The sequence below is a fragment of the Exiguobacterium sp. CH10 genome (assembly GCF_018617635.1).
Classification (GTDB): domain Bacteria; phylum Bacillota; class Bacilli; order Exiguobacteriales; family Exiguobacteriaceae; genus Exiguobacterium; species Exiguobacterium aestuarii_A.
The window spans coordinates 586,126-612,429 of sequence record NZ_JACSKO010000002.1; the positions used below are offsets into that span (position 1 = coordinate 586,126).

27 protein-coding genes and 1 pseudogene are annotated in these 26,304 nt (G+C 46.0%); 25 read left to right on the plus strand and 3 right to left on the minus strand.

Annotation, left to right across the window (positions count from 1 at the left end; translation table 11 throughout):
* Positions 1–61 precede the first annotated feature (61 nt).
* The 10 genes from panB (at position 62) to nth (ending at position 9,598) form a co-directional block, all read left to right on the plus strand.
* On the plus strand, positions 62–895 hold the full coding sequence (gene panB / locus KNP04_RS09805) for a 3-methyl-2-oxobutanoate hydroxymethyltransferase (protein ID WP_214691902.1): 834 nt from the start codon (positions 62–64) through the stop codon (positions 893–895).
* The gene (gene panC / locus KNP04_RS09810) at positions 895–1,725 is read left to right on the plus strand and encodes a pantoate--beta-alanine ligase (RefSeq protein ID WP_214745352.1); all 831 of its coding nucleotides are present in this window, start codon (positions 895–897) and stop codon (positions 1,723–1,725) included. The genes panB and panC overlap by 1 nt, the downstream gene beginning before the upstream one ends.
* Before the next feature lie 5 nt (positions 1,726–1,730).
* On the plus strand, positions 1,731–2,114 hold the full coding sequence (panD, locus tag KNP04_RS09815; RefSeq protein WP_015881490.1) for an aspartate 1-decarboxylase: 384 nt from the start codon (positions 1,731–1,733) through the stop codon (positions 2,112–2,114).
* Positions 2,115–2,220: 106 nt separating this feature from the next.
* Positions 2,221–5,031, plus strand: a complete 2,811-nt coding sequence (dinG, locus tag KNP04_RS09820; RefSeq protein ID WP_214875589.1) for an ATP-dependent DNA helicase DinG — start codon at positions 2,221–2,223, stop codon at positions 5,029–5,031.
* 63 nt (positions 5,032–5,094) lie between these two features.
* Positions 5,095–5,280, plus strand: coding sequence for a YpmA family protein (locus KNP04_RS09825; RefSeq protein WP_015881492.1), 186 nt, complete (start codon positions 5,095–5,097; stop codon positions 5,278–5,280).
* Positions 5,277–5,762: a hypothetical protein gene (locus tag KNP04_RS09830; protein WP_214875601.1), complete on the plus strand. Its 486-nt coding sequence runs from the start codon at positions 5,277–5,279 to the stop codon at positions 5,760–5,762. Before KNP04_RS09825 ends, KNP04_RS09830 begins: the two co-directional genes overlap by 4 nt.
* A gap of 20 nt (positions 5,763–5,782) precedes the next feature.
* Positions 5,783–6,970 carry a pyridoxal phosphate-dependent aminotransferase gene (locus KNP04_RS09835; RefSeq protein ID WP_214875602.1) on the plus strand — a complete coding sequence of 396 codons (1,188 nt, stop codon included), beginning with the start codon at positions 5,783–5,785 and terminating at the stop codon, positions 6,968–6,970.
* Positions 6,971–6,990: 20 nt separating this feature from the next.
* On the plus strand, positions 6,991–8,292 hold the full coding sequence (asnS, locus tag KNP04_RS09840) for an asparagine--tRNA ligase (RefSeq protein WP_074034607.1): 1,302 nt from the start codon (positions 6,991–6,993) through the stop codon (positions 8,290–8,292).
* A gap of 62 nt (positions 8,293–8,354) precedes the next feature.
* On the plus strand, positions 8,355–8,939 hold the full coding sequence (locus KNP04_RS09845) for a DnaD domain-containing protein (protein ID WP_074034606.1): 585 nt from the start codon (positions 8,355–8,357) through the stop codon (positions 8,937–8,939).
* Entirely contained in the window at positions 8,939–9,598 is a 660-nt protein-coding gene (nth, locus tag KNP04_RS09850; RefSeq protein ID WP_214875604.1) for an endonuclease III, read from the plus strand. The genes KNP04_RS09845 and nth overlap by 1 nt, the downstream gene beginning before the upstream one ends.
* A gap of 36 nt (positions 9,599–9,634) precedes the next feature.
* Here the strand turns inward: nth and KNP04_RS09855 are convergent, their stop codons facing one another.
* Entirely contained in the window at positions 9,635–10,486 is an 852-nt protein-coding gene (locus KNP04_RS09855; protein WP_198930015.1) for a DUF3800 domain-containing protein, read from the minus strand.
* A gap of 358 nt (positions 10,487–10,844) precedes the next feature.
* Between KNP04_RS09855 and recU the strand changes: the two genes are divergently transcribed.
* From recU to KNP04_RS09895, 8 genes are all read left to right on the plus strand, one after another.
* Complete coding sequence (recU, locus tag KNP04_RS09860; RefSeq protein WP_214875606.1) at positions 10,845–11,471, plus strand: Holliday junction resolvase RecU; 627 nt, start codon at positions 10,845–10,847, stop codon at positions 11,469–11,471.
* 20 nt (positions 11,472–11,491) lie between these two features.
* A complete protein-coding gene (locus tag KNP04_RS09865; protein ID WP_214875608.1) occupies positions 11,492–14,116 on the plus strand; it encodes a transglycosylase domain-containing protein in 2,625 nt (874 codons plus the stop codon).
* A gap of 80 nt (positions 14,117–14,196) precedes the next feature.
* Positions 14,197–14,757 carry a hypothetical protein gene (locus tag KNP04_RS09870; protein ID WP_214875611.1) on the plus strand — a complete coding sequence of 187 codons (561 nt, stop codon included), beginning with the start codon at positions 14,197–14,199 and terminating at the stop codon, positions 14,755–14,757.
* A gap of 17 nt (positions 14,758–14,774) precedes the next feature.
* Positions 14,775–17,024: a DEAD/DEAH box helicase gene (locus KNP04_RS09875; protein WP_214875613.1), complete on the plus strand. Its 2,250-nt coding sequence runs from the start codon at positions 14,775–14,777 to the stop codon at positions 17,022–17,024.
* Positions 17,021–18,184: a ribonuclease H-like domain-containing protein gene (locus KNP04_RS09880; RefSeq protein WP_214875615.1), complete on the plus strand. Its 1,164-nt coding sequence runs from the start codon at positions 17,021–17,023 to the stop codon at positions 18,182–18,184. Before KNP04_RS09875 ends, KNP04_RS09880 begins: the two co-directional genes overlap by 4 nt.
* Positions 18,181–18,726: an SLOG family protein gene (locus tag KNP04_RS09885; protein ID WP_214875617.1), complete on the plus strand. Its 546-nt coding sequence runs from the start codon at positions 18,181–18,183 to the stop codon at positions 18,724–18,726. Before KNP04_RS09880 ends, KNP04_RS09885 begins: the two co-directional genes overlap by 4 nt.
* Positions 18,727–18,730: 4 nt before the next feature.
* Positions 18,731–19,027 (plus strand): cell division regulator GpsB, encoded by a 297-nt coding sequence (gene gpsB / locus KNP04_RS09890; protein ID WP_214875619.1) that lies wholly within the window; start codon positions 18,731–18,733, stop codon positions 19,025–19,027.
* A 19-nt stretch (positions 19,028–19,046) separates the two neighbouring features.
* Entirely contained in the window at positions 19,047–19,622 is a 576-nt protein-coding gene (locus tag KNP04_RS09895; protein ID WP_214875621.1) for an NERD domain-containing protein, read from the plus strand.
* A gap of 37 nt (positions 19,623–19,659) precedes the next feature.
* On the opposite strand, the gene KNP04_RS09900 is transcribed toward KNP04_RS09895, so the two are convergent.
* Positions 19,660–19,947 carry a hypothetical protein gene (locus KNP04_RS09900; protein WP_214875623.1) on the minus strand — a complete coding sequence of 96 codons (288 nt, stop codon included), beginning with the start codon at positions 19,945–19,947 and terminating at the stop codon, positions 19,660–19,662.
* A gap of 95 nt (positions 19,948–20,042) precedes the next feature.
* Between KNP04_RS09900 and KNP04_RS09905 the strand changes: the two genes are divergently transcribed.
* Complete coding sequence (locus KNP04_RS09905; protein WP_214875624.1) at positions 20,043–20,294, plus strand: hypothetical protein; 252 nt, start codon at positions 20,043–20,045, stop codon at positions 20,292–20,294.
* A gap of 50 nt (positions 20,295–20,344) precedes the next feature.
* Here KNP04_RS09905 and KNP04_RS09910 read toward each other — a convergent pair whose 3' ends face one another.
* Positions 20,345–21,883: an FAD-dependent monooxygenase gene (locus KNP04_RS09910; RefSeq protein WP_214875626.1), complete on the minus strand. Its 1,539-nt coding sequence runs from the start codon at positions 21,881–21,883 to the stop codon at positions 20,345–20,347.
* Between the two features lie 157 nt (positions 21,884–22,040).
* Here KNP04_RS09910 and KNP04_RS09915 point away from each other — a divergent pair, with 157 nt between their 5' ends.
* The 6 genes and pseudogenes from KNP04_RS09915 to KNP04_RS09940 all read left to right on the plus strand — a co-directional run.
* Entirely contained in the window at positions 22,041–22,619 is a 579-nt protein-coding gene (locus tag KNP04_RS09915; RefSeq protein WP_251129898.1) for an NUDIX hydrolase, read from the plus strand.
* A 40-nt stretch (positions 22,620–22,659) separates the two neighbouring features.
* On the plus strand, positions 22,660–22,860 hold the full coding sequence (locus KNP04_RS09920; RefSeq protein WP_012726121.1) for a DUF2187 family protein: 201 nt from the start codon (positions 22,660–22,662) through the stop codon (positions 22,858–22,860).
* A gap of 16 nt (positions 22,861–22,876) precedes the next feature.
* Positions 22,877–24,061, plus strand: coding sequence for a DUF2157 domain-containing protein (locus KNP04_RS09925; RefSeq protein ID WP_214875630.1), 1,185 nt, complete (start codon positions 22,877–22,879; stop codon positions 24,059–24,061).
* A complete protein-coding gene (locus tag KNP04_RS09930) occupies positions 24,058–24,510 on the plus strand; it encodes a GDYXXLXY domain-containing protein (protein WP_214875631.1) in 453 nt (150 codons plus the stop codon). The genes KNP04_RS09925 and KNP04_RS09930 overlap by 4 nt, the downstream gene beginning before the upstream one ends.
* Before the next feature lie 238 nt (positions 24,511–24,748).
* A complete protein-coding gene (locus KNP04_RS15455; RefSeq protein ID WP_285801232.1) occupies positions 24,749–25,474 on the plus strand; it encodes a 3D domain-containing protein in 726 nt (241 codons plus the stop codon).
* A 106-nt stretch (positions 25,475–25,580) separates the two neighbouring features.
* A pseudogene (locus KNP04_RS09940) lies at positions 25,581–26,297 on the plus strand (ABC transporter ATP-binding protein); the annotation flags it as partial.
* Between the last annotated feature and the right edge of the window lie 7 nt (positions 26,298–26,304).

The following is a 26,304-nucleotide window of genomic DNA, read 5'->3' on the forward strand; positions in this document are numbered from 1 at the left end:
TTGCCAACCGTGGAAGAGGGCGTTTATTCTTTCCTGTCTCCACGTTTAGGAGGAGAAACAGATGCACACGATGACTTCATTATTGAAAAAGATGAACGAGCAAGAAAAGCTCGTCATGTTGACGGCGTATGATTACCCGTCAGCCAAACTTGCCGAAGCGGCAGGGGTCGATTTGATTTTGGTTGGCGATTCTCTTGGGATGGTCGTCCTTGGTTATGACTCAACGATCCCGGTGACGACAGAAGACATGCTTCACCATTCGAAGGCTGTTCGCCGTGGGGCGAAAAACACATTTGTCGTGGTGGATATGCCATTTGCGACATACCATGGTGATTTTGACCGAACGCTTCAGGCTGCGTCCCGTCTATTCCAAGAAGGACATGCGGATGCGATCAAACTAGAAGGTGCGGGTGAAGTCCTTCAGACGATTGAACGACTCACTCAAGTAGGAATGCCTTGTGTTGCCCATCTAGGGTTGACTCCGCAATCGGTCGGTGTGCTAGAAGGGTATAAAGTGCAAGGGAAATCCCTTGAGGCGGCAGAGACACTGCTTCAAGATAGCTTGGCTGCCGAACGTGCCGGTGCGAAAATGCTCGTCCTTGAGTGTGTGCCGCATCAGTTGGCGAAACGAATCGCAGAAGAGTTGACGATTCCAGTTATCGGAATCGGTGCCGGGGCAGAGGTAGACGGACAAGTACTCGTCTATCATGACGTGTTGAAATATGGCGTGGACCGCTTACCGAAATTCGTTCAGGCATATGCCGACGTGAATGAAGTGGCGACTGATGCCATCCGCTCTTATGTGGAAGAGACGAAAGCTGGACAATTCCCGCTTGAACGTCACACGTTCACAATGGATGAGTCATTGCTCGACTCGCTGTATGGAGGAAAATGATGAAAATCGTATCAACAGTTGAAGAGTTACGTCACACGTTGCCAACGGATCAAACGATTGGTTTTGTGCCAACGATGGGATATTTGCATGAAGGACACATGAGTCTGGTTGAGAACGCACGACGTGAGAATGACGTCGTTGTCATGAGTATTTTCGTCAATCCGACTCAGTTCGGTCCGAACGAAGACCTCGACCGATATCCTCGTGACTTCGAACGAGATGAAAAATTGGCACGAGAAGCCGGTGTCGATCTTCTCTTCTATCCGACGACGGAGACGATGTACCCGCTTGATATGGCGCGCGTCACTGTTCGCCAAGGGGCAGATGTATTATGTGGGGCGAGTCGTCCCGGCCATTTTGATGGTGTGTTGACAATCGTCTCGAAATTATTTAACCTTGTTCAACCGACCCGTGCTTACTTCGGTCTGAAAGACGCCCAGCAAGTGGCGCTCATCGAAGGGTACGTCCGAGACTATTTTGTCCCGGTCGAGATTCGACGTTGCCCGATTATTCGTGAGGAGACAGGACTAGCCAAGTCTTCTCGAAACGTATATTTGTCAGACACTGAAAAAGAAGATGCGAGTCAAATCTTTAAAGCATTGACGACAGCGCGAGAAACACTTGAAGCAGGTCATGATCTTGAAGAAGTGAAGCAACGACTGACCGAACGATTACACGAGATCCCGAACAGTCAGATCGACTATGTCGAACTCGTTGACTACCCGACGCTTGCTGACGCTTCAAGCGATTCGAATGAAATATTGATGGCGGTGGCCGTTCAGTTTGAGCGAGCCCGATTGATTGATAATGTGATTTGGAAGAAGGGATGAATCCAATGATTCGTACATTTATGCACGCAAAGCTTCATAAAGCAACGGTGACAGAAGCAAACTTACACTACGTCGGTTCGATTACAATCGATGAGGACTTGATGGATGCAGTAGGCATCATGGAAAATGAACATGTGCACATCACGAACAACCACAATGGCGCTCGTATCGAGACGTATGTCATCAAAGGCGAACGTGGTTCTGGTGTGATTTGTTTAAACGGTGCCGCAGCACGTCATTTCCAGGTTGGTGATGTTGTCATCATCATGGCTTATGGTCAAATGACTGCAGAAGAAGCGAAAACGCATCGTCCAAAAGTAGCCGTATTGAACGAGCAAAACGAGGTCGATCAACTTCTTTACGAAGAAATCGCTCACACGATTTTATAAAACATTCGGGGGTGTCGACAAAGGCATCCCCGTTTTTTCGTCGTTCGTTCTATGGTAAGATGAGACAGACAGAAAGCACGAGCGTGCCTAAGATGGGATGGATGTTATGGACACGTATGTGATTGTGGATATAGAGACAACGGGTCATTCCGTAAAGTCCGGTGATGAACTGATTGAGTTTGCGGCGGTCGTCGTACAAGATGGTGAAGTGATCGAGCGCTACAGCACCTTGATCCGACCGGGTCGACCAATCCCACCTTTTATTACGCAATTAACAACGATTAGCGATGATGACGTAAGTGATGCACCAACATTTGAAGAAGTGATCCCCGACATTTGGAAAATGCTAGATGGACGGGTATTTGTCGCGCATAACGTCGCATTTGATTTAACTTTTTTAAACGAGAGTCTTGAACAAGCAGGCTATCTATCGTTTCAGGGGAGAGCCATTGATACGGTTGAACTCGCTCGTATCCTCTACCCAACACTTGAGAGTCATGCCCTAGAAGCGTTATCTGAGACATTCAACCTCGTACATACAGACGCACACCGCGCACTCAGTGATGCGGAAGCAACGGCCGAGCTTTTTATCCGAATGCTCGAGCGCTTGCGCGATTTACCGGTCGTGACATTGAAACGACTTCGCGATTTATCGGAGTCGTGGACGAGTCACGTCGAGCCGTTGCTCGATGAAATCATCCTCGAGGTTGGGATTCGACCAGACGACGAAACGCGTTTTGATATTCATCGAAAGATTGCGTTACACCGTCCAAGCGATACGTTCGTTCCGGCAGAAGAACGAGAACCCTTTGAACCGTTTCTCCTTCGCACGATTGAAGAAACACTCCCGTCAATTTTTGATCAATTTGAGCCGAGACAAAGTCAATTTGAAATGATGCGTCACGTCTATAAAGCGTTAGACGACGAGGAAACGTTGTTAGTCGAAGCAGGAACGGGAACAGGGAAGACGTTGGCGTACTTAATCCCGAGTGCCCATCATGCACTTGAGACGAAACGTCCTGTCGTCATCAGTACGCATACGATTCAATTACAGGAGCAGCTTCTGAACCGAGATTTACCAGTACTTCGACAAATCTTTCCGGAAATTGAATTCACCTTGTTGAAAGGAAGACGGAACTATATCGATTTACGTAAATTCGAGATGGTGCTCGATGAATCGAATGATGGATTGTTGGTTTCCATGTGTAAGGCGATGGTACTCGTCTGGTTAACAGAGACAGAGACGGGGGATTTGGAAGAACTCTCATTCCCCGGATCTGCGACACAAGGTCCAGCTTCTTTTAAACGGTTGATTCAAGCCGATGCTTCAAGTGAATTCGGACGGTTCGACCCTTGGTATAGCCGAGACTTCTTCACAAAAGCAGTCCTCCGTTCGAAAGAAGCAGATTTGATTGTGACGAATCACGCGCTCTTGTTCTCTGATTTACAACATCAGGCAGGTATCTTACCGACCGATACACCGCTCGTCTTAGACGAGGCACATCAAGTCGAAGAAGTGGCCTCTCACCATTTCGGTGTGACGTTTGATGCCATCCAGTTTGATCGGTTGTTCAAATGGTTCGGATACGGTGCGGACGGGAAGTTTCATTCTCGGATCATTCAGCTAGCCGATTTGACGTCTGTGACAGAAGAGGCAGAAGCGTTCAGTCAACAGATTGATTCTGCGCTCGCACGGGTCGAGGAAGAGCTCGAAGACCTCTTGACGGCACTACAGTCGCTAGGAAAGAAAAAAGAACCCCGGCAAACCGTTCGATTCGAGCGAGAAGGCGCATCATTCAGACCGATTCGTGAAGTGGCGAATCGATTAGAGGACAAGTTACGTGCACTACGGACGTCACTCAGACATCTACATCGACTGCTCGATGAGCGTAAAGAACACATGACGTTCAAACAACGCGCACTTTTGAGTGATTTGAAAACATTGATTAGCGACGTCCGTGAGCTCGAAAGTGTCATTTATGAGACGATGTTGACACGCAATGATGATGCGGTCAGTTGGGTCGAGTTGAATTTAGGAAACCGTAAATTGACATCGGTCTACACGCAACCGGTTGAAATCGGTCCGTTGCTGCACGAACGATTATTTAAGAAGAGACCGACGATTTTGACGTCGGCGACGATGACGGTCTCGGGCAAGTTTAGTTTTATGGAACGACGACTCGGACTTGAAGGAGAACCGGTCAGACGAGTCGTATTACCTTCGCCGTTCAACTTTAAGGACCAGGCAAAATTGTTTGTTCCGTCAGACTTCCCGTTGATCAATGATGTACCGCTTCCTCAGTTCGTTGATCAGACCGCTCAATCGATTGTTCAAATTGCAAACGTGACAAAAGGGCGAATGCTCGTCCTCTTCACCTCGAATGAATTGTTACGTCTCACTTACGAACAAGTAAAAGATCATCTCGACCCTTCTTATACGCTACTTGCACAAGGAGTCAGTGGGGGATCGCGAAGCCGATTGACGAAACAGTTCAAGCGGATGGAACAATCGATTTTATTCGGAACGGCAAGCTTTTGGGAAGGTGTCGATATTCCGGGTGAGGCGTTGACGTGCCTGGTCATCGTGCGTCTGCCGTTCGCGCCGCCCGATCAACCAATCATGCAAGCACGTTCGGAAAAAATTGAATCGATGGGGAAATCTCCATTCTTCGAACTTTCGCTTCCTCAAGCAGTCATCCGTTTCAAACAAGGTGTCGGTCGATTAATTCGATCGAAATCGGACTACGGTGCGATTTTTGTGTTCGATCGTCGGGTCGAGACGACTCGTTACGGGAAACAGTTCATCAATAGCTTACCGAAGGTGGACCGGATTGAAGGGACGCTAGAGACATCTCTATCCGAGTTGGAATTGTTCTTAGATGAAAAGGAAAACTCTGTGGCAAGAAATGATAGATAACGCTAGGCATCATGATGTTATCGTTTTATAATGATACGTATAGGTTTTGGAGGAGGAGTCAACATGAATTCGAATATTGAGACGCTTGCGAGTGTACGCATCGAACCGACTGCGGACGTTTATAAGATTGTCGATTTATTGAATCGGACTTTAAAAAGTCAAGATTTGATGTTCGGCCTTTCGCTTGAGAAGAAAGTGAATGATCCGAAGAAGGAAGAGATGGTCTTCACCATCTATCGTACAGAATGACCAGAAAAACAAAATGGATCGTCTCGTTACTGGCGGCACTGCTCGGTGTCGTCCTTGTCTTTAGCGTGATGTATCGATTCACGATTGGACACACAGAAAATCAAAAAGAGCAACTCATCGAGGAAGCCTTGATTCGATTGAATGAGGAATCGCCAAACCTTCAAGTAGGGCAAGGAGAGCTGTTCAATGGGACAGAGGCATACGTCGTATTTCCGGAAGCGGACGGAGACTCCATTTGGTTCGTTCCACTCGATGACGAGTTCGAGATTGAACAACGTGAAATCGGTGAAGTGAATGCGAATGACGTCTGCGCTCGTTCTGTCGAAGATACAGGCGGACAACTCATCAGTTGTAAGTACGGATTCGACGAGAGAGCACTCGTTGAAGTGGTCACAAAGGCAGACGCATCTTATACGTATTCGTATTACACGTTACAGACTGGAGAGTTTATTCGACGCGTCCAATTGACCGATCAAATGTGACGAATTAGAGGGGGATAATGATGGAACATCTATTAGCGAAACGAGTGAAACAACTCACGCCGTCGACAACATTAGCGATTACGGCTAAAGCGAAGGCGCTTAAGGCTTCGGGCAAAGATGTCATTGGACTCGGCGCAGGTGAGCCTGATTTCAATACACCGGAACGAATCATCGATGCTGCTTGTCAAGCGGCTCGTGATGGCGATACGAAATATACACCATCAGGCGGTACTGTCGCGTTGAAGGACGCCATCATTGAAAAAACGAAGCGAGACAGCCAGTTGACGTTTGAGCGCAATGAAGTAATGGTCGCTTCAGGTGCAAAACATGCGCTCTACGCATTGTTCCAAGCGATTTTAGATGAAGGTGACGAAGTCATCGTCCCGACACCTTACTGGGTCAGTTATCCAGAGCAAATCAAACTCGCTGACGGTGTACCTGTATATGTCGATACAAATGAAGACACATCCTTCAAATTGACACCTGAACTGCTCGAATGTGCGATTACAGATCGTACGAAGGCAGTCATTTTGAACAGTCCTTCCAACCCGACAGGAATGATTTATACGAAAGAAGAGCTACAGGCACTCGCTGATGTCGTTCTTCGACATAATCTTCTCGTCGTGAGCGATGAAATTTATGAGAAGTTGATTTACGGTGACGCTGAATTCGTATCGATTGCGACATTACCGAATATGCGTGAACGTACGATCATCATCAACGGTGTCTCAAAGTCTCACGCGATGACAGGGTGGCGTATCGGATATGCCGTTGGTGACGCGACGATCATCAGCGCGATGACAAACTTAGCTTCCCACTCGACATCAAACCCGACATCTGTCGCTCAAGCAGCAGCGGTCGAGGCATACAATGGTCCACAAGATGATGTAGAGATGATGCGTCAGTCATTCGAAGAGCGACTCGACATCGTCTACAAACGTCTCGAACAAATTCCAGGAATCACTTGCCTGAAGCCACAAGGTGCATTTTACTTATATGCCAATGCGAAAGTTGCCGCGACTGAGAGTGGATACGACACAGTCGATGCTTGGTGCGAGGCAGTACTTGAAGAGGCAAACGTGGCACTTGTTCCAGGCTCTGGTTTTGGACAGGAAGACTACGTACGATTATCATATGCAACAGAATTAAAACGCGTATTAGAAGCGCTCGATCGAGTAGAAGACTTCATTACGAAGCGCACTCGATAAGCGAAAGGATGGAAATGAATATGACAACAATTTCGATTAACCAATTTAAAGACTACGAAGGACAGACGGTCCGCGTCGGAGCTTGGATTGCCAACAAACGTTCTAGCGGGAAAATTGCATTCCTTCAACTACGTGACGGTAGCGGATTTGCACAAGCGGTCGTCGTGAAGGCTGACGTCTCTGAAGAATTGTTCACTCTTGCTAAAGGTGTGACACAAGAGACTTCTGTCTGGGTGACAGGTAACGTCAAGTCGGATGGTGGACGTACACCACTCGGATTTGAATTAGAAGTGACAGATGTAGAGGTGATTGCAGAGTCAGTGGATTACCCAATCACACCGAAAGAACATGGAACAGAATTCTTGATGGATAACCGTCACTTATGGCTCCGTTCACGTCGCCAACACGCGATTATGAAAGTGCGTAACGAAATCATTCGTGCGACGTATGAATTCTTTAATAAAGAAGGATTCGTCAAAATCGATCCGCCAATCCTTACGAGCAGTGCACCTGAGGGCACGACAGAGTTGTTCGAGACAGACTATTTCGGTCAATCCGCTTACCTCTCACAGACGGGCCAATTGTATATGGAAGCCGCTGCAATGGCACTCGGTAAAGTATTCTCGTTCGGACCAACTTTCCGTGCAGAGAAATCAAAAACACGTCGTCACTTGATTGAGTTCTGGATGATCGAGCCAGAGATGGCGTTCTTCGATCACGACATGAACCTTGAGATTCAAGAGCAATACGTCTCATATATCGCACAATCAGCGCTTGAGAACTGTAAGGATGAACTTGAATTCCTTGGACGTGACCTTGAGAAGTTGGCACAAGTGAAGGCACCTTTCCCACGTGTCCGTTACGAAGATGCAATCAAATTCTTGAAATCAGAAGGATTTGACGATATCGAATACGGCGACGATTTCGGTGCACCGCATGAGACGGCGATTGCTAACGCACATGACCAGCCAGTTTTCATCACGCACTGGCCAAAAGAAATCAAACCGTTCTACATGAAAGTGGACCCTGAAAATCCTGAGCTCGTTCTTTGTGCAGACTTGATTGCACCAGAAGGATATGGAGAAATCATCGGGGGGTCTCAACGTGAAGACGATTACGACCGTCTAAAAGAAGAGATCATTAAAGAAGGTCTTGATGAAACAGATGCATACGACTGGTATCTCGAACTTCGTCAATACGGTTCGGTCCCACACTCTGGTTTCGGACTTGGACTCGAGCGTACGGTTGCATGGATTAGTGGAATCGAGCATATCCGTGAAGCTATTCCATTCCCACGTTTATTAAACCGAATCCACCCTTAACGATTAATCGGGGAAGACGTCATGTCCTCCCCGATTGATGTGTCTTAGAAAGGAAGTGCGACATGGATGCACATCAATTGATACAATTATTCGAGCAAAGTCCGGTCGTTATTCCGCGCAAACTGTTCACTGACGCTAGACGACTCGACTTATCGCCTGTCGAATTCAGTCTCATCGTCCATCTTCTTGAAATGACGGGGGAAGGCATCGTCATGCCACTCCCGAGCGAGTTAGGAAAACGGTTGAACGTCTCGGAGAATGAGGCGCGCTCTGTGTTACTCGGCTTGTTGCAAAAAGAATTGATTGCCATTGACGCCTCGGGGAATAGCGAGCGATATAGTCTATTACCGCTATTTGAGGCGTTACAAGGAGAAGAAAAAATCGCACCGCAACAGACGTTGAATGAAAATATCATCCATACGTTCGAACGAGAATTTGGCACAATTACACCGTTTGAAATTGAACAAATCGTCGGGTGGATGACGGAAGATAATTTCAGCGAAGAACTGATCATGGCCGCGTTACGCGAAGCGAAACTTCGGAATGTTCGAAACTTCAAATACATGGATAAAATCTTACGCGTCTGGCAGGACCATCAAGTTGAGACGCTTGAGGATGTCGTGGAATATCAACGGAGGAATAAATGATGTTGACGAAAGTCCAGTTACAGGAAGTGTCTGATACGATGAGGCAAATGTTCCCGGATGCGCATTGCGAACTGACGCATCAAAACCCATTCCAATTAGTGGTCGCTGTGGCGCTCTCCGCCCAAGCGACGGATGCCCTCGTCAACAAGGTGACACCGGGCTTGTTTGAAGCGTTTCCGACAGTCGAAGCGATGGCTGCGGCAGACGTTTCAGAGATTGAGGCGTTGATCAAACGCATTGGATTGTATCGGAACAAAGCGAAGAACGTGAAGGCACTCTCTGAAAAAATCGTGAACGAGCATGACGGCATTGTGCCGTCGGATCGGGCATCACTTGAGGCTCTCCCAGGTGTCGGTCGTAAAACGGCTAACGTCGTCTTGTCGGTCGCTTTTCATGAACCAGCATTTGCCGTGGATACCCACGTCGAACGGGTGTCAAAACGTCTTGGCATTTGTCGCTGGAAAGATAACGTCCGTCAAGTCGAGGATACGTTGATGAAGAAATTCCCACGCGATGAGTGGTCACAACTTCATCATCAATTTATTTTCTTTGGACGCTATCATTGTAAAGCCCAGCGACCTGCCTGTGAGACATGCCCGCTTCTTCATATGTGTCGGGAAGGAAAGAAACGGATGAAATCCGCGAAAGTCACGACATAAAAAATGCATCGACATATGTGTCGATGCATTTTTGTGTTAATGATTCCAAGGATGGTCGCTCCACTCACGACGCTTTTTCGTGATGGGTACCTTTTTGAAGCCCCAGTTGCGGAAATCTTGGTCCGGACTTTCTTTACGAATGTAAATTTTGTCCTTGATTGCTTTAAAGATTCGGTTCTCGTCCCCATAATGGACGAACCGTGGTTTTACCTCGATCACACCTCGACGGACACGTGAAAGTGGGAGACAGACGAGGTCGGCGATTTCTAAACCGGATTGATACATCGTGTTCTGCTTCTCAGAGAAGATGAATCCTTTGATTTTTTGACGACTCTTTTCGACATCGAGATGGACCGTGCCCGAGTTGAAAATATCGAAAAATGCTTTTTGAATGAGTAAGTTCTGGTAATCATCTCGTGATTCGAGAACGACGCGTGCACTGACCGCCTCTGTTTCCTCTAAGAACGCATAGAACGACTTCATCAAGTGGGCGAAGGCGACTACATACGGATCTTTTGGCGTCGAATAAAAGTCATGTAGTTTTTGTTTATCGACTTCAACACTGACGATTGTACAATCGATTCCTCGCAAAAAATCAGGTAACTTGTCCCAAAAATCACGCAACATGTCGATCGTGATGCCATCTTCTTTCCCATAAGGGTGCTCGGCCTTTAAAATTTCTTTTAAATGAAGCGGGATTTGCTCGGTTTTAAAAACATCTCGCTTGAACGCGTGAAGACGTCGCTTCAATTCACATGGCATTCCAGTTTCATCCGCATCGATTGAATATTTGTACTCCATCAGAACACCAGTCAAATTGAACTGTGTGTTTCCTTTCGGTGTACCTGTTTCGTCGACGAACATGACATACTTCTTTCCACTTTCCATCCAATCCCTCCAAAACGGCTTAACAGTAACGTCTTTAAGCATTCTATTTTATTTCCGAATGATGATTCGGTCAATCAATTGCACAGGTATTGCACACTTTTTCTTCAGAATGACATCAATTAGGTTTATCGATGTACAATCTTGGTTAAACAGAAGAGGTGCTATTATCATAGAAAAACAATCAAGTCTTACGTGACGAGAGCTTTTCAATTTGGATACACAATCGCTTACATACTAGTTTAACATACGGGAGTTTGGTACGATATGTGTTGCGGTAAATCCACACAAGTGTCGACCGACAGAAGTCGACAATCAGACCTGAGACGGAAGGAACGAGTGGACCGACCTGTTAATATGTATGTATGGGGTGACGACATTGTTCCATTATCCAAACGGTAAAAAAGCAAAAGTGACAAAGGCACCAAAGGAAGAAGGAATTTCGAAACAACCCTCGAATTCTCCAACCTATGCGAATCGCGGAATGAATTTGGAGACATTGTTGAATGAAACGAATGAATTTTATCGAATCCATCAACGAGCCGTCATTCATAAGAAACCGACACCGTTACAAATTGTCAAAGTCGACTATCCGAAGCGAAGTGCAGCCAAAGTGACGGAAGCCTATTTCAAACAGGCATCCACGACTGACTATAACGGGGTGTATCGCGGTAAGTACATTGACTTTGAAGCGAAAGAAACGAATAATAAGACGTCGTTTCCTCTAGGAAATTTCCATGAGCACCAGATTGAACACATGCGCGAGTGCGAACGCCATGGAGGGATTTGTTTTGTCATCATCCGCTTTAGTCGCTATAATACGCAATATGTATTGACCACGGAACAACTTGTTCAGTGGTGGGAACAACGATTGACGGGACGTAAGTCAATTCCACTTCGTTTTATCGAAGAGGAAGCGATTGAAGTTCCGACAAGAGCCTTACCGTCGATTGACTATTTGACGGTGCTCGATCAATGGCTCGATTGAATAGAAGGAGTGAACCATGAATGGAGCGAAGTAGGGTCGCACGTCGACAAGATTCGACGACAAATAAACGCAAAAAAACTGGAAAACAACCAAAGACGAAGAGTAAAAAACCGATGTGGAAACGCATCTTTTTATTAGGTTTCTTATTATTTATTGCAGCAGTCATCGCATTCGGGGCATATACCGTATATGCGATTGCGACGGCACCAGAGCTTGACGAAGAAAAACTCGTCGATACGTATCCGATTCAATTGATTTCGGCTGAAGGTGAACCGCTCGAAGGAGCCGGTCAAATTCGGGAATACGTCTCCATTGACGACATTTCAGAAGTGATGCAACAAGCGGTCGTCTCGATTGAGGACCGTCGTTTCTATGAGCACAACGGAATCGACTTACGTCGGATCGGTGGCGCAGTCGTGGCCAACTTGACTGACGGTTTCGGTGCAGAAGGTGGGTCAACTATCACGCAGCAGTTAGTGAAACAGTCGTTTCTTTCAACAGACAAGAAGTTGAAGCGTAAGCTTCAAGAGCAGTGGCTCGCGCTCAAACTTGAACGTGAGTATACAAAAGAACAGATTTTAGAGATGTATTTAAATAAAAACTACTATGGTAGCGGTGGATACGGTGTACAAACCGCATCGAAACGCTACTTCAACAAGCCGGTCTCTGAGGTCAACTATCAAGAAGCGGCAATCCTTGCAGGTCTTCCGCAACGTCCGAGTGCATACGATCCAATCAATGGTGACCAAGAGTTAACGCGTTATCGCCAAGAACAAGTATTGTCTGCGATGAAGCGAGACGGTCACATTTCGGAAGAACAGTATAACGAAGCGCTTGATGTTGCCATTGCTGACGTCATCTCACCTGGTGAAGAGACGGAAGAAGAGGCGTTCACACGTGCGATTTATTCACGCGTGCTTAAAGAGCTAGAAGATGACTTCGGACTTGAACAGTCAGACATCTACGGAACAGGTCTAAAAGTATATACGTCAATCAACAAAGAATTGCACACGAAAATCAATAGCGATATTAAGTCAAACAATGTCAATCTTCAAACTAATGGTTACCCAGAGGAATTAAGAATGGGTGCGACCGTACTGAATACGAAGACGGGCGAGATTGTCGCGATTGTTGATAGTCAGCAAGCAAAACAAGGTGATACGACGTACCGTGACTATTCGAATGAGAAGAAGCCAATCGGTTCGACAGCCAAACCGTTCTTCGACTACGGTCCGGGGATTGAGAACGGTCAATGGTCAACTGGTAAAGTGTTACTTGATGCTGAATTAGATGGCACATATAGTCCAAGTAACTACTATTCAGGCTTCCGTGGACCAAACACGATGCGTCAATATTTGAAGATTTCAGCGAACACGCCAGCAGTTCGTGCTTTCCAAGAAGTGCGGGATGAGTATGGACAAGATGCGATTGAATCGTTCGTCAAAAATGTTGGGATCGAACCTTCATATTCTGGCGATCAATTAAATGAATCGAATGCTCTTGGTACGGCTGAGGCAAGTACGACGCAGATGGCCGCAGCTTACGCAGCACTTGGTGCGAATGGTATGTATACGAAACCTCACTTGATTCAAAAAATTGAATTTAACGATGGTTCAAGTATTAACTCGCCAGTCAAAGCGAAACAGGCGATGGAAGACTATACAGCTTATATGTTAACCGATATGCTCCGTGACGTAGTGAGCGCTGAAGGTGGAACATATGTACCGGGTGCATTCCCATGGGATGTAGCTGGTAAAACGGGTACGACGAATGAAAAAGATGAAAATGGAAATGTCATTCCAAAAGATAAATGGTTCACAGGATATTCGACAGATTATTCTATTTCGGTTTGGACGGGAAAATCGAGTGAAGCCACATCTGATCAATTCGATCCTGACCATGCACAATATTTCTTTGAATATATCATGCAGGAAGCGACAAAGATTTCAGGTCAACCAGATCGCTTCCAACGTCCAGACTCTGTCTTATCACTCGGGAATGAACTATATGTCAAAGGAACGAAGCCAAAGGATCTTCAACCTGAGAAGCTTGCCGCTCCAACGGGTGCAAGCGTCAACTATGATGAAGATTCAAAAGCAGGCTCTGTCTCGTGGTCATACGATTTTGATGGCGCACAAGCAGATGGCTACTCAGACATCTCATTCACCGTGACGCAACAGTCAGCCGAAGGCGGAGAACAAGTCGTCGGTACGACGGGAGAGACGAGTATTGATATTTCGAACTTGGCTGAAGGGGATACAACGTTCACCATCGTCGCTAAGGCGACAAACCCATTGACGGGTGAACAGCAATCTGCCCCAGCACAAGCAAGTTACTCAATCGAACCAAAAGAAGAACCGAAGGATGATGAAGAGGAAAGTCCTTCTGATGAAGAGAATAACGAAGACAACTCATCGGACGAGAACAACGGTAACGGGAACAATAACGGTAATGGTAACGGAAACGGTGAAGATACCACTGACGAACAAAATCCTGATGAGCCAGCGACCGATGAAGGTACGGATGAAGGAACAGACCAACCGACAGATGGAGAAGATTCAGGTGCTCCGCTAGAAGGTCAATCGAATAATGAATCGCCAGCCACGGAACGTGGGAACGGCAATTCGAATAACGGAAATAACTAAGGAAGGCAGGGCGACATTGTGCGCCCTGTTTTTCGTATGACTTTGTTATAATGAAAAGAAAGGGAACAGGATGGTGACACATGGTTCAACTCTCTTTAAAGCGAAAGATGAAAGTGTTATTTGTTATGGATCGACTGCAAGACGACGATTTCGGCGTACCGCTAAGTGGACATCTCGGATTAAAGCTTTCCCATCTGCTATTAAAAGAGTCGATTCCACTCGGACGTCTCATCCAAGATCAGACCGTCGCTGAAGCGATTGGACATTCTTACTTAAAACGAATCGGAGTCGAAACGATGTTCACAGGTGAAGAGTCTTATTATCCAGACTTACTCCGTGGCAACCGTCAACTGTTATCGACAGACGAGGATTATTATAAAACGGTGCAACGCTACGCCAAACATCTATTAGCGGTTCATTCGAAATGTACGAAGCTACATACCATTGTCTTATTCGGTCGATCGACACAACGTCTATTTTCAGACGCGCTCATCCGTCTCGAAGAAGAGAATGCGCATGTGGCTGATACGTTTCAACACATGACCATTTTAAAAATGCCCGCTGTATCGAGAATGATACGAGATGAACGGATTCAATCAATCCGACAAACCGTAGTCGAACTTGCACCTTCGAACTCATAAAAAAAGAAGGTGAACTGATGCGAAAATCACGCTCCGTCGAAGAGATGATTCAAGAATTAAAAGAAGACCCGAGCTTTGCCAAAAACGTCCGTCATTGGCATACAGTCGATGCACGTCCGGCACAATATGCACCCATTCCAGAGCAAGTGCCGGAACAATTGACGAACGTATTGAAAAGTCGGGGAATTGAGCAACTATACACGCACCAAGCTGAAGCCGTGAAACAAACGGCTGCTGGTCATTCGACCGTCATTGTGACACCTACCGCATCAGGGAAAACACTGTGTTATAACTTACCGGTACTTTCAAAGATGATTGAAAAACCAACAGCGCGTGCGCTATATTTGTACCCGACAAAAGCGCTCGCCCAGGACCAAAATAGTGATTTGATGGAGATGGTCGAGGCACTCGAAGGGAATTTACGATGCTTCACGTATGATGGGGACACGTCTCCCGCTGCCCGAACGAAAGTCAGGGATGCGGGGAATATCGTCATCACCAATCCGGATATGTTACATTCCGGTATTTTACCGCACCATACGAAATGGATTCGTCTATTTGAAAACTTAGAATACATCGTCGTCGATGAGTTGCACACGTATCGTGGCGTGTTTGGCAGTCACGTGGCCAACGTATTTCGTCGCTTGAAACGAATTTGTGCCTATTATGGGAGTCACCCAAAATGGATTATGACTTCTGCGACGATTGCAAACCCGCGAGAACTCGCTGAATTATTGACGGAAGAAGAAGTCGTATTGATTGACCGAAACGGGGCGCCACAAGGGAAGAAACACCTCGTCTTCTACAATCCTCCCGTCGTCAATGAGGCGCTCGGAATTCGAAGAAGTGCAACGCTTGAGACGAAACGAATCGCGTCGAAGCTCGTTGAAGCGAACATCCAGACCATTGTCTTCGCGCGTTCACGTGTACGAGTCGAGGTGCTTCTGACGTATTTGCAAGAACTGACACGACGAGAACTCGGACCAAAGTCAATCGTCGGTTATCGAGGCGGTTATCTTCCGTCTGAACGACGCGAGATTGAACGGCGTTTACGAAATGGTGAAATCAAAGCGGTCGTATCAACGAACGCGTTAGAACTCGGTGTGGATATCGGTCAATTGCAAGCATGTGTCCTCAATGGCTATCCTGGAACCGTCGCCTCACTCTGGCAACAAGCGGGTCGTGCAGGTCGTCGTCATTCCGAATCACTCGTCGTATTTGTCGCATCGTCTTCCTCTCTTGATCAGCTCGTCGTCGAACAGCCGGACATGATTTTAGACCGTTCGCCGGAAGCGGCACGTCTTGACCCGAACAACTTGATCATTTTAGTCGACCACATGAAGTGTGCCGCATTTGAGCTACCGTTTCAAAAAGGAGAGCGCTTCGGAACGGTCGACACGGAAGATATTTTAGATTTCCTGACAGACGCACAAGTGCTACATGAACGGGCAAATAAATACTATTGGATGACTGATTCATTCCCGGCACACGATATCTCCCTTCGGACGAGCGACCAAGAGAATGTCGTCATCGTCGACCAAACCGCGAAGCATCAAGTAATCGGTGAAATGGATACGTTCAGCGCGATGACTTTGTTACACGATGAAGCCATTTATTTACACGGAGCTGAACAGTATCAAGTCGAGAAATTAGACTTTGAAGAGAAGAAGGCGTTCGTCCGTCGCGTCGATGTCGACTACTATACGGATGCGAATCTGGCAGTAGAATTAAAAGTGCTCGAAGAGAACAAAACGGATGGTGCAAAAACGTTTGGTGAAGTGTCGGTCATAGCGATGGCCACGCTCTTTAAAAAAATCAAATTCGGTACGCATGAGAATATTGGGTCAGGCCCGATTCATCTTCCGGAACGAGAACTGCATACGACGGCGACATGGTTCACATTAGATGAACGTTTTGCTTATTCAGAGGCAGATCTTGAAGACCAACTCGAAGCGGTCAGTGACTTATTCAGACGGCTTGCCCCACTCTATCTCATGTGTGATACGCTCGATTTATTTACAACCATTCAAATGAAGTCGACTCATACGAATAAACCGACCGTCTATTTATATGACCGTTATCCGGGTGGCATCGGTCTCAGTGAGGCGCTCTATAAAGATGCAGACATGGTGCTCGAGGCAGCAGAGCGGACGGTATCGGATTGTCCTTGTGAGAGTGGATGCCCTCGCTGTGTCGGTATGATTGGATATGGAGACTTCAAGCATCAAGTCATCCGTCAGTTACAAGCTTTGAAAGGATCGTTATGAAAGCAAAATTATCAAGATTGATTAAAACGAAAGAACCTGTCGAACGCCCGCGCGTCACCTCACCTGATGAAGTGGAACAACAGAAATGGACTGAACAAGGTGGGGAAATTTTAACGTTCGAAGGAGAATGGTGTGTACGAATCCGAAACACCTATCCGCTTGATGAGATTTATCACGACTATGCGTTCGGAGACGCCAGACGAATGATGCAGAAAACGGAACATCCGTTTTTCGCGGTCGACTTAAAACCGGATCAAGTCTTATTTATGGATACAGAGACGACCGGATTACGTGGGTCCGGGACGTCGATTTTCTTAATCGGATTTGCACGGATTCGTGCGGAACAGCTTGAAATGATTCAGTATGTCTTGCCTCATCCTGCCTTTGAGACTGCTTTTTACTATCATTTTCTACAGGACATCGGGGATGAGGTACGGTTCGTCACCTATAATGGAAAGTCTTTTGACTGGCCACAAATCAAAACGAGACATACGTTTGTCAAATCACGGGTAAAAGCATTGCCTTCCGTCGGTCATGTCGATCTATTGCATGCGGCAAGACGATTGTTGAAACCGAGGTTAGAATCGGTGTCGCTCAAAGCGGTCGAAACGTATTTCGGTCACGGACGGACGGACGATCTACCTGGATTTTTAGCTCCAATGCATTATTTTCAGTACGTCAAAGAGCGCAACCCAGAGATCCTTATGCCGGTCCTCAAGCACCATCATGCGGACTGTTTGAGTCTCGTCTCTCTTTACACGCGACTCAGTCAACTCGTCACGAGTCCCGAGACAGATTTCGGAGAAGAGCGAGCGCATTGGTTGCATGATTTAGGGGACCAGGAGCAGGCGCTTAAAGAATTTGAACAGCTGTCTGACCCTTCGAAGCGAGCCGTCATGCGGCAAGCGTTGTTATTGAAACGAACAGGTCGTATGGAGCAAGCAATCCCGCTCTTTGAATCGTTGCATACGATTGAAGGGTATGTGGAACTCGCCAAGTACGCAGAGCATAAACAGAAGGACGTGGTACTCGCAATCGATTACACGGAACGTGCCATCGAACTGCTCGAGCAAAAGCGCACCGTTTTGCGTCAAACCGTTAATCGCGAGAAGGCCGAGCTCGAACATCGGCTTGCCCGTCTAGAAAGGAAGCGATCATGAAAGTTGTAGCCGTCACAGGATATCGTCCCCATGAACTTGGGATTTTCAAAGCGGACCATCCGGGGATCGACATCATTCAAGAAGCTTACCGAAAAAAAATCCTAGAAGTCATTGAATTAGGTGCTGAATGGTTCATCTTTAGTGGAACGAACGGTTGTGAATTATGGGCCGGACAAGTATTGTTAGAGTTAAGAGAAACATATCCGATTAAAATTGCGGTATTTCCACCGTTCTTAAATATGGACGAACGCTATAAACCGTTCGAACAAGAATTGTTTGTTCAACTTCAACTCGAAGCAGATTTCTTTGAACCGTTGACGCAACGTCCATATGAGGATCCGAGTCAATTACGCGCAAAAACTGCATTCTTTTTAGATAAAGCAGAAGGATTGATTACCTTGTATGACGAAGAAACGGAGGGAAGTCCCCGTTTTCTAGTCGAAGGGGCTCGGCGAAAGCCGAATATGGAGGTCTTTCTCATCACACAGGAAGATTTACGTTTCATTGAGGAAGAAAAACAATGGGAACAACAATGGGAGTGATACAATGCAAACCGAATTAACGGCAGAGGCAATTTATAAACAAGAATTTAAAACGGCATTACGAGGCTATTCGCAAGAAGAAGTCGATCAATTTTTAGATGTGGTCATTCGCGATTATGAAAAGATGGCGAAAGAATTCGAACGGCTTCAGAAAGAAAATGATTCATTGCGTCGCGAATCGGCACCAGTGGCAGAACCTACAAAACCAGCGCAACCCGTTGCGTCGAACTATGATATGTTGCGTCGCATTTCAAATCTTGAAAAAGCAGTCTTCGGAAAGCAAGTGGGACCAAGCGAATAAGGAATAGGGGGTGGAGTGAATGTTGCAAGTGTTAACGGCTACGGAGAAACAACCCGTTAAACAACAAACAAGGAAGCTGTTTCGAACGAAAGAAGAAGTGATGAAAGCACCGACAAGCTATACAGATCGTCTCGTCGAAAACATTAGGCACACCTGTCGATTTGATTGGATGATGATTGAACAAGTCGAATTTGGCGAGGACCTCGTTCATTACGTGCTCGTCGGGCCGAAAGGTGTATTCTTAATTCAATTAAATCGAACTCCAGCCCCTGTCCATTTGACGAATCGCGAGTGTCGGACGGAGACGTCTATGGGATGGAAGCACATCTATCCACATCCTGTCACGGAGCTAGAGCGAATGACGAAACAAGTACGGACACGGTTGAAGAAAGAGTGTGGACAAGCGATTCCTGTCTATTCCTTCTTGATCTTCCCAGAGACGGAACAGTTGAAGCTCAAACGGGTCAAGGCCAATTGTGGGGATTCTTTCACACTCGTCAATCAGGTCATCAGCAAAACGAATCTTGAAACGTTGACGGAGCCACTTGTTAAACAAATCGCCTACTATTGTTCTGAACGACAAATACATAAATAATTAGAAGAAGGCCGAATAATCGAATTCGGCCTTTTTCTTATTTTAAGAGCTCTCTTGCCCTTGCCGCATCATCTCGATGAACGAACAGTGCGACACGGTCGTCTAAATTTTTCGCGAGCGGTTTTAACAACTTTCCGGTCGGAAGTCCTTGTTCGACGCGACAGGTGATTCCCTGTTCTGTCAGGTAATGATAGTCACCTAGAAGTTCTTCCCCTTGTTTGCCGAACGCTTCACCGAAGCGAATCCATTTTAAGTTCCGAATCGTCCGAATCGTCACTAAAATGACGAACAAGATGGCAAGCACAATGATGAATAATGTTTCCAACGCATTCAACCCCTTCTTTACACAAGTTTAATAGGGCGGCGAGTTGAAAGCAATATGAACTGAACGTTATACTAAAATGGAAAAGAGGGGATTACATGAAAAAACCGATTCAATCGAGACGAGAGGCCATCTCACTCCTTGAAGATCAACAAGTACTCTATATTCGCATTCACAACGGGCAAACAGGCATGATCAAGTCTACAGATGAAGGGATTATCGTTGCCATCCCGAATGAGGAGACGGACAAGATTGACTTTCGCAAGCTAGAAGATATCGAAGCGTTCGAAGCGTTTTACGATTTGACACTCTCAAAACCAGGTATTTTGTATGTAAATGTTGAAGAGTAATTGGCATGGAGAGCTTCACCAATTCGGTGAGGCTCTCCATTTATACACGCTTAAGATGGTGGAAGCCAGACAGCTAACTTATCTTGTAACGGCTTAAGACGGACGTGATGTTGCTTGTGCAACAAATAACCGTCCGGACGAATGACTAAAATACCACGTTTCATAAACAGGGACTTGGCGAGTTCATTCCCTTGGTCGAAAAATGGACGACTCGTCTTCGACAAGGTGATGGTCTGAAGAAACGGGTGATGCTGATTTAAGTATTCATAGATTGACGTCAAATCGCGTTTGCCATCGTCGAAAACGAGTACTTGGAAGCGCCCGTCGGCAATCTCTGAAATCTTCGTCCGGAATCCATCATCCGTTCGTAAAATTTCCGTCTCTGGGAATATCTTTCCTTCTGCGACGCGGCGAAACGGCATACGCAGTGTTTTGGGATAGGATAGGTGAAGCTGTGAGATGCGTTCCGTGATTTTTTGATTGACGAGATTGACGCGAGTGAAGACATCAGCTCCGATTGCTTGGAACGGTAATAGCATCGGCAACGTCGTCTGGAGCATCACAGTCGCGACATTTGTTGTCTGAAGTACATTTCTTGCGACATGTTCACGCTCATTTCGATACGTGGAGACGACTTGATGTGGTGCCCCCGTCTTCAAATGGAGCCATAGCTTCCAGCCTATGTTGAATGCATCCGCAATCCCAGTATTCATTCCTTGTCCCCCGACTGGTGAATTGATATGGGCGGCATCGCCCATTAGAATGACGCGATTATGAATGAATGTATCGACCATCCGGTTATGAACCCGAAAGAGCGAGAACCATTCGACATCATGTATGTGAACGGGCATATGACTACGTTGCTCCACGAATTGTTGAAGGTCCGCTTCGACGAACGATTCATCGGTCCGTAGATTCCCGGTGATTCGAATCGTTTCATCCGTGAGTGGAAATACTTCTAGCACCCCTTGGTCCGAGAAGAAAATGTGAACTTCTTCGCGAGAAATCGGCCAATCTGCTTTCAAATCTGCTAATACCCACGCCTCTTTGAACGACTTTCCACTGAATGGAAGGGCGAGCATTCGACGGATGGAACTATTGGCGCCATCAGCAGCAACGACATACTTCGCTTCGACCGAACGATGAGTTCCGCCTTCAGCAGTCAAATGAGCGATTGTACGCGATGGATATTGAGTGATGGAAGAGAGTGACTCTCCACGTTTCACTGTGTGTCCATGTTTTTTTAAGGCCCGTTCTAAAATTTCTTCTGTTTCATTTTGACGAAGTAATGTCACAAACGGATATGGGGTGACAAGTTTTGAAAACTCCAGCTTTGCTGTCCACTGACCTGAGAAGTAGAGATTCCCTCTTTCAATCGTCCGGGCCCGCTCGAGCACTTCTTGAGCGACATCTAAACGAGAGAACACTTCGATTGTCCGTGGTTGGATTCCGATGGCTCGAGAATTATCCGACGGGGTCGTTTTTCGATCGATGATTTGAAATGATACGCCATATCTAGCTAAGGTGAGGCCGAGTGTTAGGCCGGTCGGTCCGGCTCCAACGATTAGTACATCCACTTGTTCGTCCAAAGTGATCAACTCCTATCATTAATAATGATATTTCCGACATTGGCAGCGATTAAACGAAAAGTGGGGTATAGAACGGTATAGGATATTCGATGATGGAAGGTGAGTGAACAGTGTGCAGCCATGGATCAAGGAAAAGCAAATACGAGATAGCTTTACAATGGAAGAAGATTATGAACAGACAGCAGCGGTTTTGATTCCGCTCGTTGAAATAGAGAAAGAGTGGCACGTCGTCTTTGAAGTACGTGCCCATACGATGCGACAGCAGCCTGGAGAGATTTCATTTCCTGGTGGACGACTTGAAAAAGGGGAGACGCCTGTCGAAGCAGCGGTTCGAGAAACGTGTGAGGAGCTCGAGCTTGCCTCGAATCAAATCGAAGTCATCGGGAAATTGAGGCCACTCGCCACGCCACATCGACAATTGATTTATCCCTTTGTCGGGATGTTGTCGGAGTTGCCGACCGTAAGAGAGACAGATGAAGTCGATCATTTGTTTACGGTACCGGTATCGACGTTGCTCATGATTGACCCGTTTCATGGGGAGATGGAGTGGACAATGAACCCAGATCAAAATATTCCGTTAGATCGATTGGCGAATGCTAAAGCGTACAAAAAACGGGTAATTAAGATGAGAGAGCCTTTTTATGAACATGAGGACTACATCATTTGGGGACTTACTGGAAAATTTTTGACACAATTTATCCAACGTATAAAAGAAAACGTATTCAAACCGATATAATTTCGTTATAATGATAGAAACAAATTTAGATTGGAAGTGAATGGGTGTGTCTGAAGAATTCCTCGTAGGTGATATCGTTAAGTCGACTCGTGAAGGATGGGTCGCAGAAGTGACCGCCGTACTGACCAATACTGTAATCGGAGACGTATCGATTATGGAAGAGTTTCAACAGCTCGGACTCGAGTTTGAGAAACAAGTTTTACTAAAATCAGAATTAGAATTGATTGAACGCGCCAGCTGACGTTTTTCCGAAAGGGATGATTCAGGTGTCCATTGACAAAAAAGTACGTGAATGGCAAGAGGCGGGTTTGTTAGATGAAGCGACCGGTAAAAGACTAGTCGACTATGAACATAAACAACGGGCGGCTAGTGAGCAACATGGTCACAAGCCGCCTGTTTTAGTCATTGTCGGTTCAATTTTACTGGCACTCAGTCTATTCAGCTTCGTCGCAGCCAATTGGCAGGCGATTCCCGACCTTTTGAAGATAGGATTATTTCTCATTTTTATGGTTGGATTTTATGCGTTTGCTGAACGGGTCAGATTGAAAACCCCAAGGTACGTGACATTATTACGAGTACTAGGATTCGTCTTTTTTGTGGCGACCATGGCGGTCATCTTTACAACGTATAATCTTTCCGGGCAGTTGACGTTTCTATTTTGGATTCTTTTCACGATGGCAGTCCTTCACCGTATCATTTATGAGCACATCATTTTTTCGATAATCTCCGCTATCACCGCATTCATGAGCGTTACGAACAGTTTCGAAGGCGTCGGATTGACGTTGATTGGATTTGCACTCATCGTGACATGGGTATGGTTCCATTTTGTTGAGGAATCGTTAGACCGGACGTTCGCTTGGCTTACCTTCTACGGCATTCTTAATATCTTTGGACAATATGTCGACTATGAAGGTAGACTATGGCCACTTTGGTCTCTTGTTATTCTACACGTGCTGCTTCTCATTTATCGAAAACAAGCTGCGTGGCAATCTGTATATTTGTTTGTCGCAGCAATCCTCTCCATCGGTTATTTAGTGAACGTCACGGAAAGCTGGCTCTCTCAAAGACCGCCTTCGATTATAGAAGCGACACTTTTATCCATTGCGCTTGTTGCGATCTACTTGATTCATCGTCGGAGTGATTTGATGTGGGTAAGTTTGCTCGCAGTCATTCCGTTTGCGTTGTTTGAGGACTCTGGTGTCCTTTTGGCGGTTTTGATTGAAGTGATTGCATTGGCTTATCTCGTTCGTCAAGACATGACGAGACAACGAACCATCTTTGCCTTCATCTATTTCTTAGTCGTCCAGATGACGATTTATTTCATTTACGTTTGGGACCGTCTCGATATATCTCTCTTCTTCTTGATTGGTGCACTGATCGTCTTTGCGTTGTCACTCGGATTATGGTGGCGTAATCGTACGAGAAGGGATGTGACGACATGAAACGGTTGTCTACGTGGATCATTCCTGCTGTCCAAGTTATGATTGCGATTTTGTTTGTCATCCTTGTTTATGCCATCTCGTGGGTGGGAGAGACATACACGTTCAAGGGTACCTCGTTCGAACCGTATGATCCTTATTTTGGGGACTCGATTTATCTTGAATATGATGAATTCGAAGGTCGTCATAATGTGGAGACGGGCACCGTTTATGTCTCGTTCGAACAAGGGGATGATGGATTTGCTGTCATCGACCGAGTCGAGTCAAAACCGTTTTTCGGAGGAGTGCGCGCGAACTATTATGACCGTAACCTTTATATAGAAGAAATGGGGGCGTATCGTGTCCCTCTAGATGAAGTGGATAGGATCGAGGGTGAAAAATCGTTCACAGTGGAAGTTGATGTTGCACCGTGGGGGATGCTCAGATTGCATGATTTAAAGCCGATTGAATAAGTAAACCGCATGACAGGGAGATTACAGGTTTGTTACAAGACTTATTGTAACGAATCTGTAATTTTTTTGTGAAACCTAGTAATAGCAACGTTTTTTGCAATTGTTACAATCTGTAACCACTTTTGAAGTCATATGTCAGGAATATTTCACTTCGTTGAAATGGCTACTCGAATGTGACGGGTCGTGGTAAATTAACATCTGTTCGTTACATAACGAGAAAGGTGATGACCTTACTACGATGAAATTCATTAAATATATGATTCTATTTGGAACCGCGATGATGGGGATGTTCACATTTGTCGATCAAGCAGATGCTGCTCAGATCGGAATCGGGACAGAACAGAAGATCGTCCAAAATCCTCTTGAACTTGAACGACAAGCGATCGAAGAAGAACGACAAAAAGAAATCGCTCGTCAAAAGAAAATTGCTGAAGAAAAACGCATCGCTGAAGAAAAGCGTTTAGAAGCAGAACGTCTCGCTGCTGAAAAAGCGAAAGCAGAAGCGGAAGCAAAGAAAGCAAGACTTGCTAAACTCGAAGCAGAGCGTAAAGCGGAAGAAGCGCGTAAAGAAGCAGAACGTGCGGCAGCACAACAAGCAGCGGCTTCTTCGAGCAAGAAGACCACGGCAACACCGGTGTCTACTTCACCGAATAAGAAAGTCATTACAGTCGAATCGACAGCATACTCAAATGATGTGGCTGACAACAAAGCTTATGGCGGTCGTGTCTTAACAGCAACCGGACATGATGTCACAGATTCAATTTATTATAATGGGATGCGCATTATCGCTGTCGACCCGGCCATTATTCCATTAGGTTCTAAAGTGCACATTCAAGGTGTCGGTGATGCGATTGCCCTTGATACAGGCGGCAGGATCAAAGGATACATCGTCGATTTACTCGTCGATTCAAAACAGGATGCCATCCAGTGGGGGCGTCGACATATTCAAGTTACACTATATTAATGATGAGGTTCTCCAAAAGGAGAGCCTTTTTTTGTTTAGAGAAGCAGAAAATAGGGCAAAATAATATTTGAATTTCCATTTTGGAAATAGTCGAGGAGGGATCAGGTTGATTGAGTTTCGTGATGTGTCAAAACGTTATGAGGACGGGACGTTAGCCGTCAAAGAATTAAGCTTAACAGTAGAAAAGGGAGAAATCTTTGTATTGATCGGACCTTCCGGTTGTGGGAAGACCACTACAATGAAAATGGTGAACCGCCTAATTGATCATACGGATGGAAAGATTCTAATCGATGGAAAAGAAATCTACCAGTTCAATATTTTCGAATTGCGTCGTAACATCGGTTACGTGCTCCAACAAATTGCATTATTCCCCCATTTGACAGTGGAAGAAAATATTTCTGTCGTACCTGAACTATTGAAATGGAAAAAAGAACGAACAAAAGACCGGGTGACGGAATTGATGAAAATTGCCGGTCTCGATCAGAAACTCCGTTCGAAGAAGCCTTCTGAACTGTCTGGTGGTCAACAGCAACGCGTCGGTGTATTACGCGCCTTAGCGGCAGACCCGGACGTCATCCTTATGGATGAACCGTTCTCTGCACTTGACCCGATAAGCCGTGGCCAATTGCAAGATGACATCAAACGACTAAATGACGAACTCGGTAAGACAATTCTTTTTGTCACACACGACATGCAAGAAGCGATGAAGCTCGGGGATCGTATTGCGTTAATGCGTGATGGGGAACTCATGCTAGTCGGAACACCAGAAGAAATCTTGGCGAGTGAAGACCCGTTCGTCTTAGAATTTACACAACGTGGAAGAGGTGAGC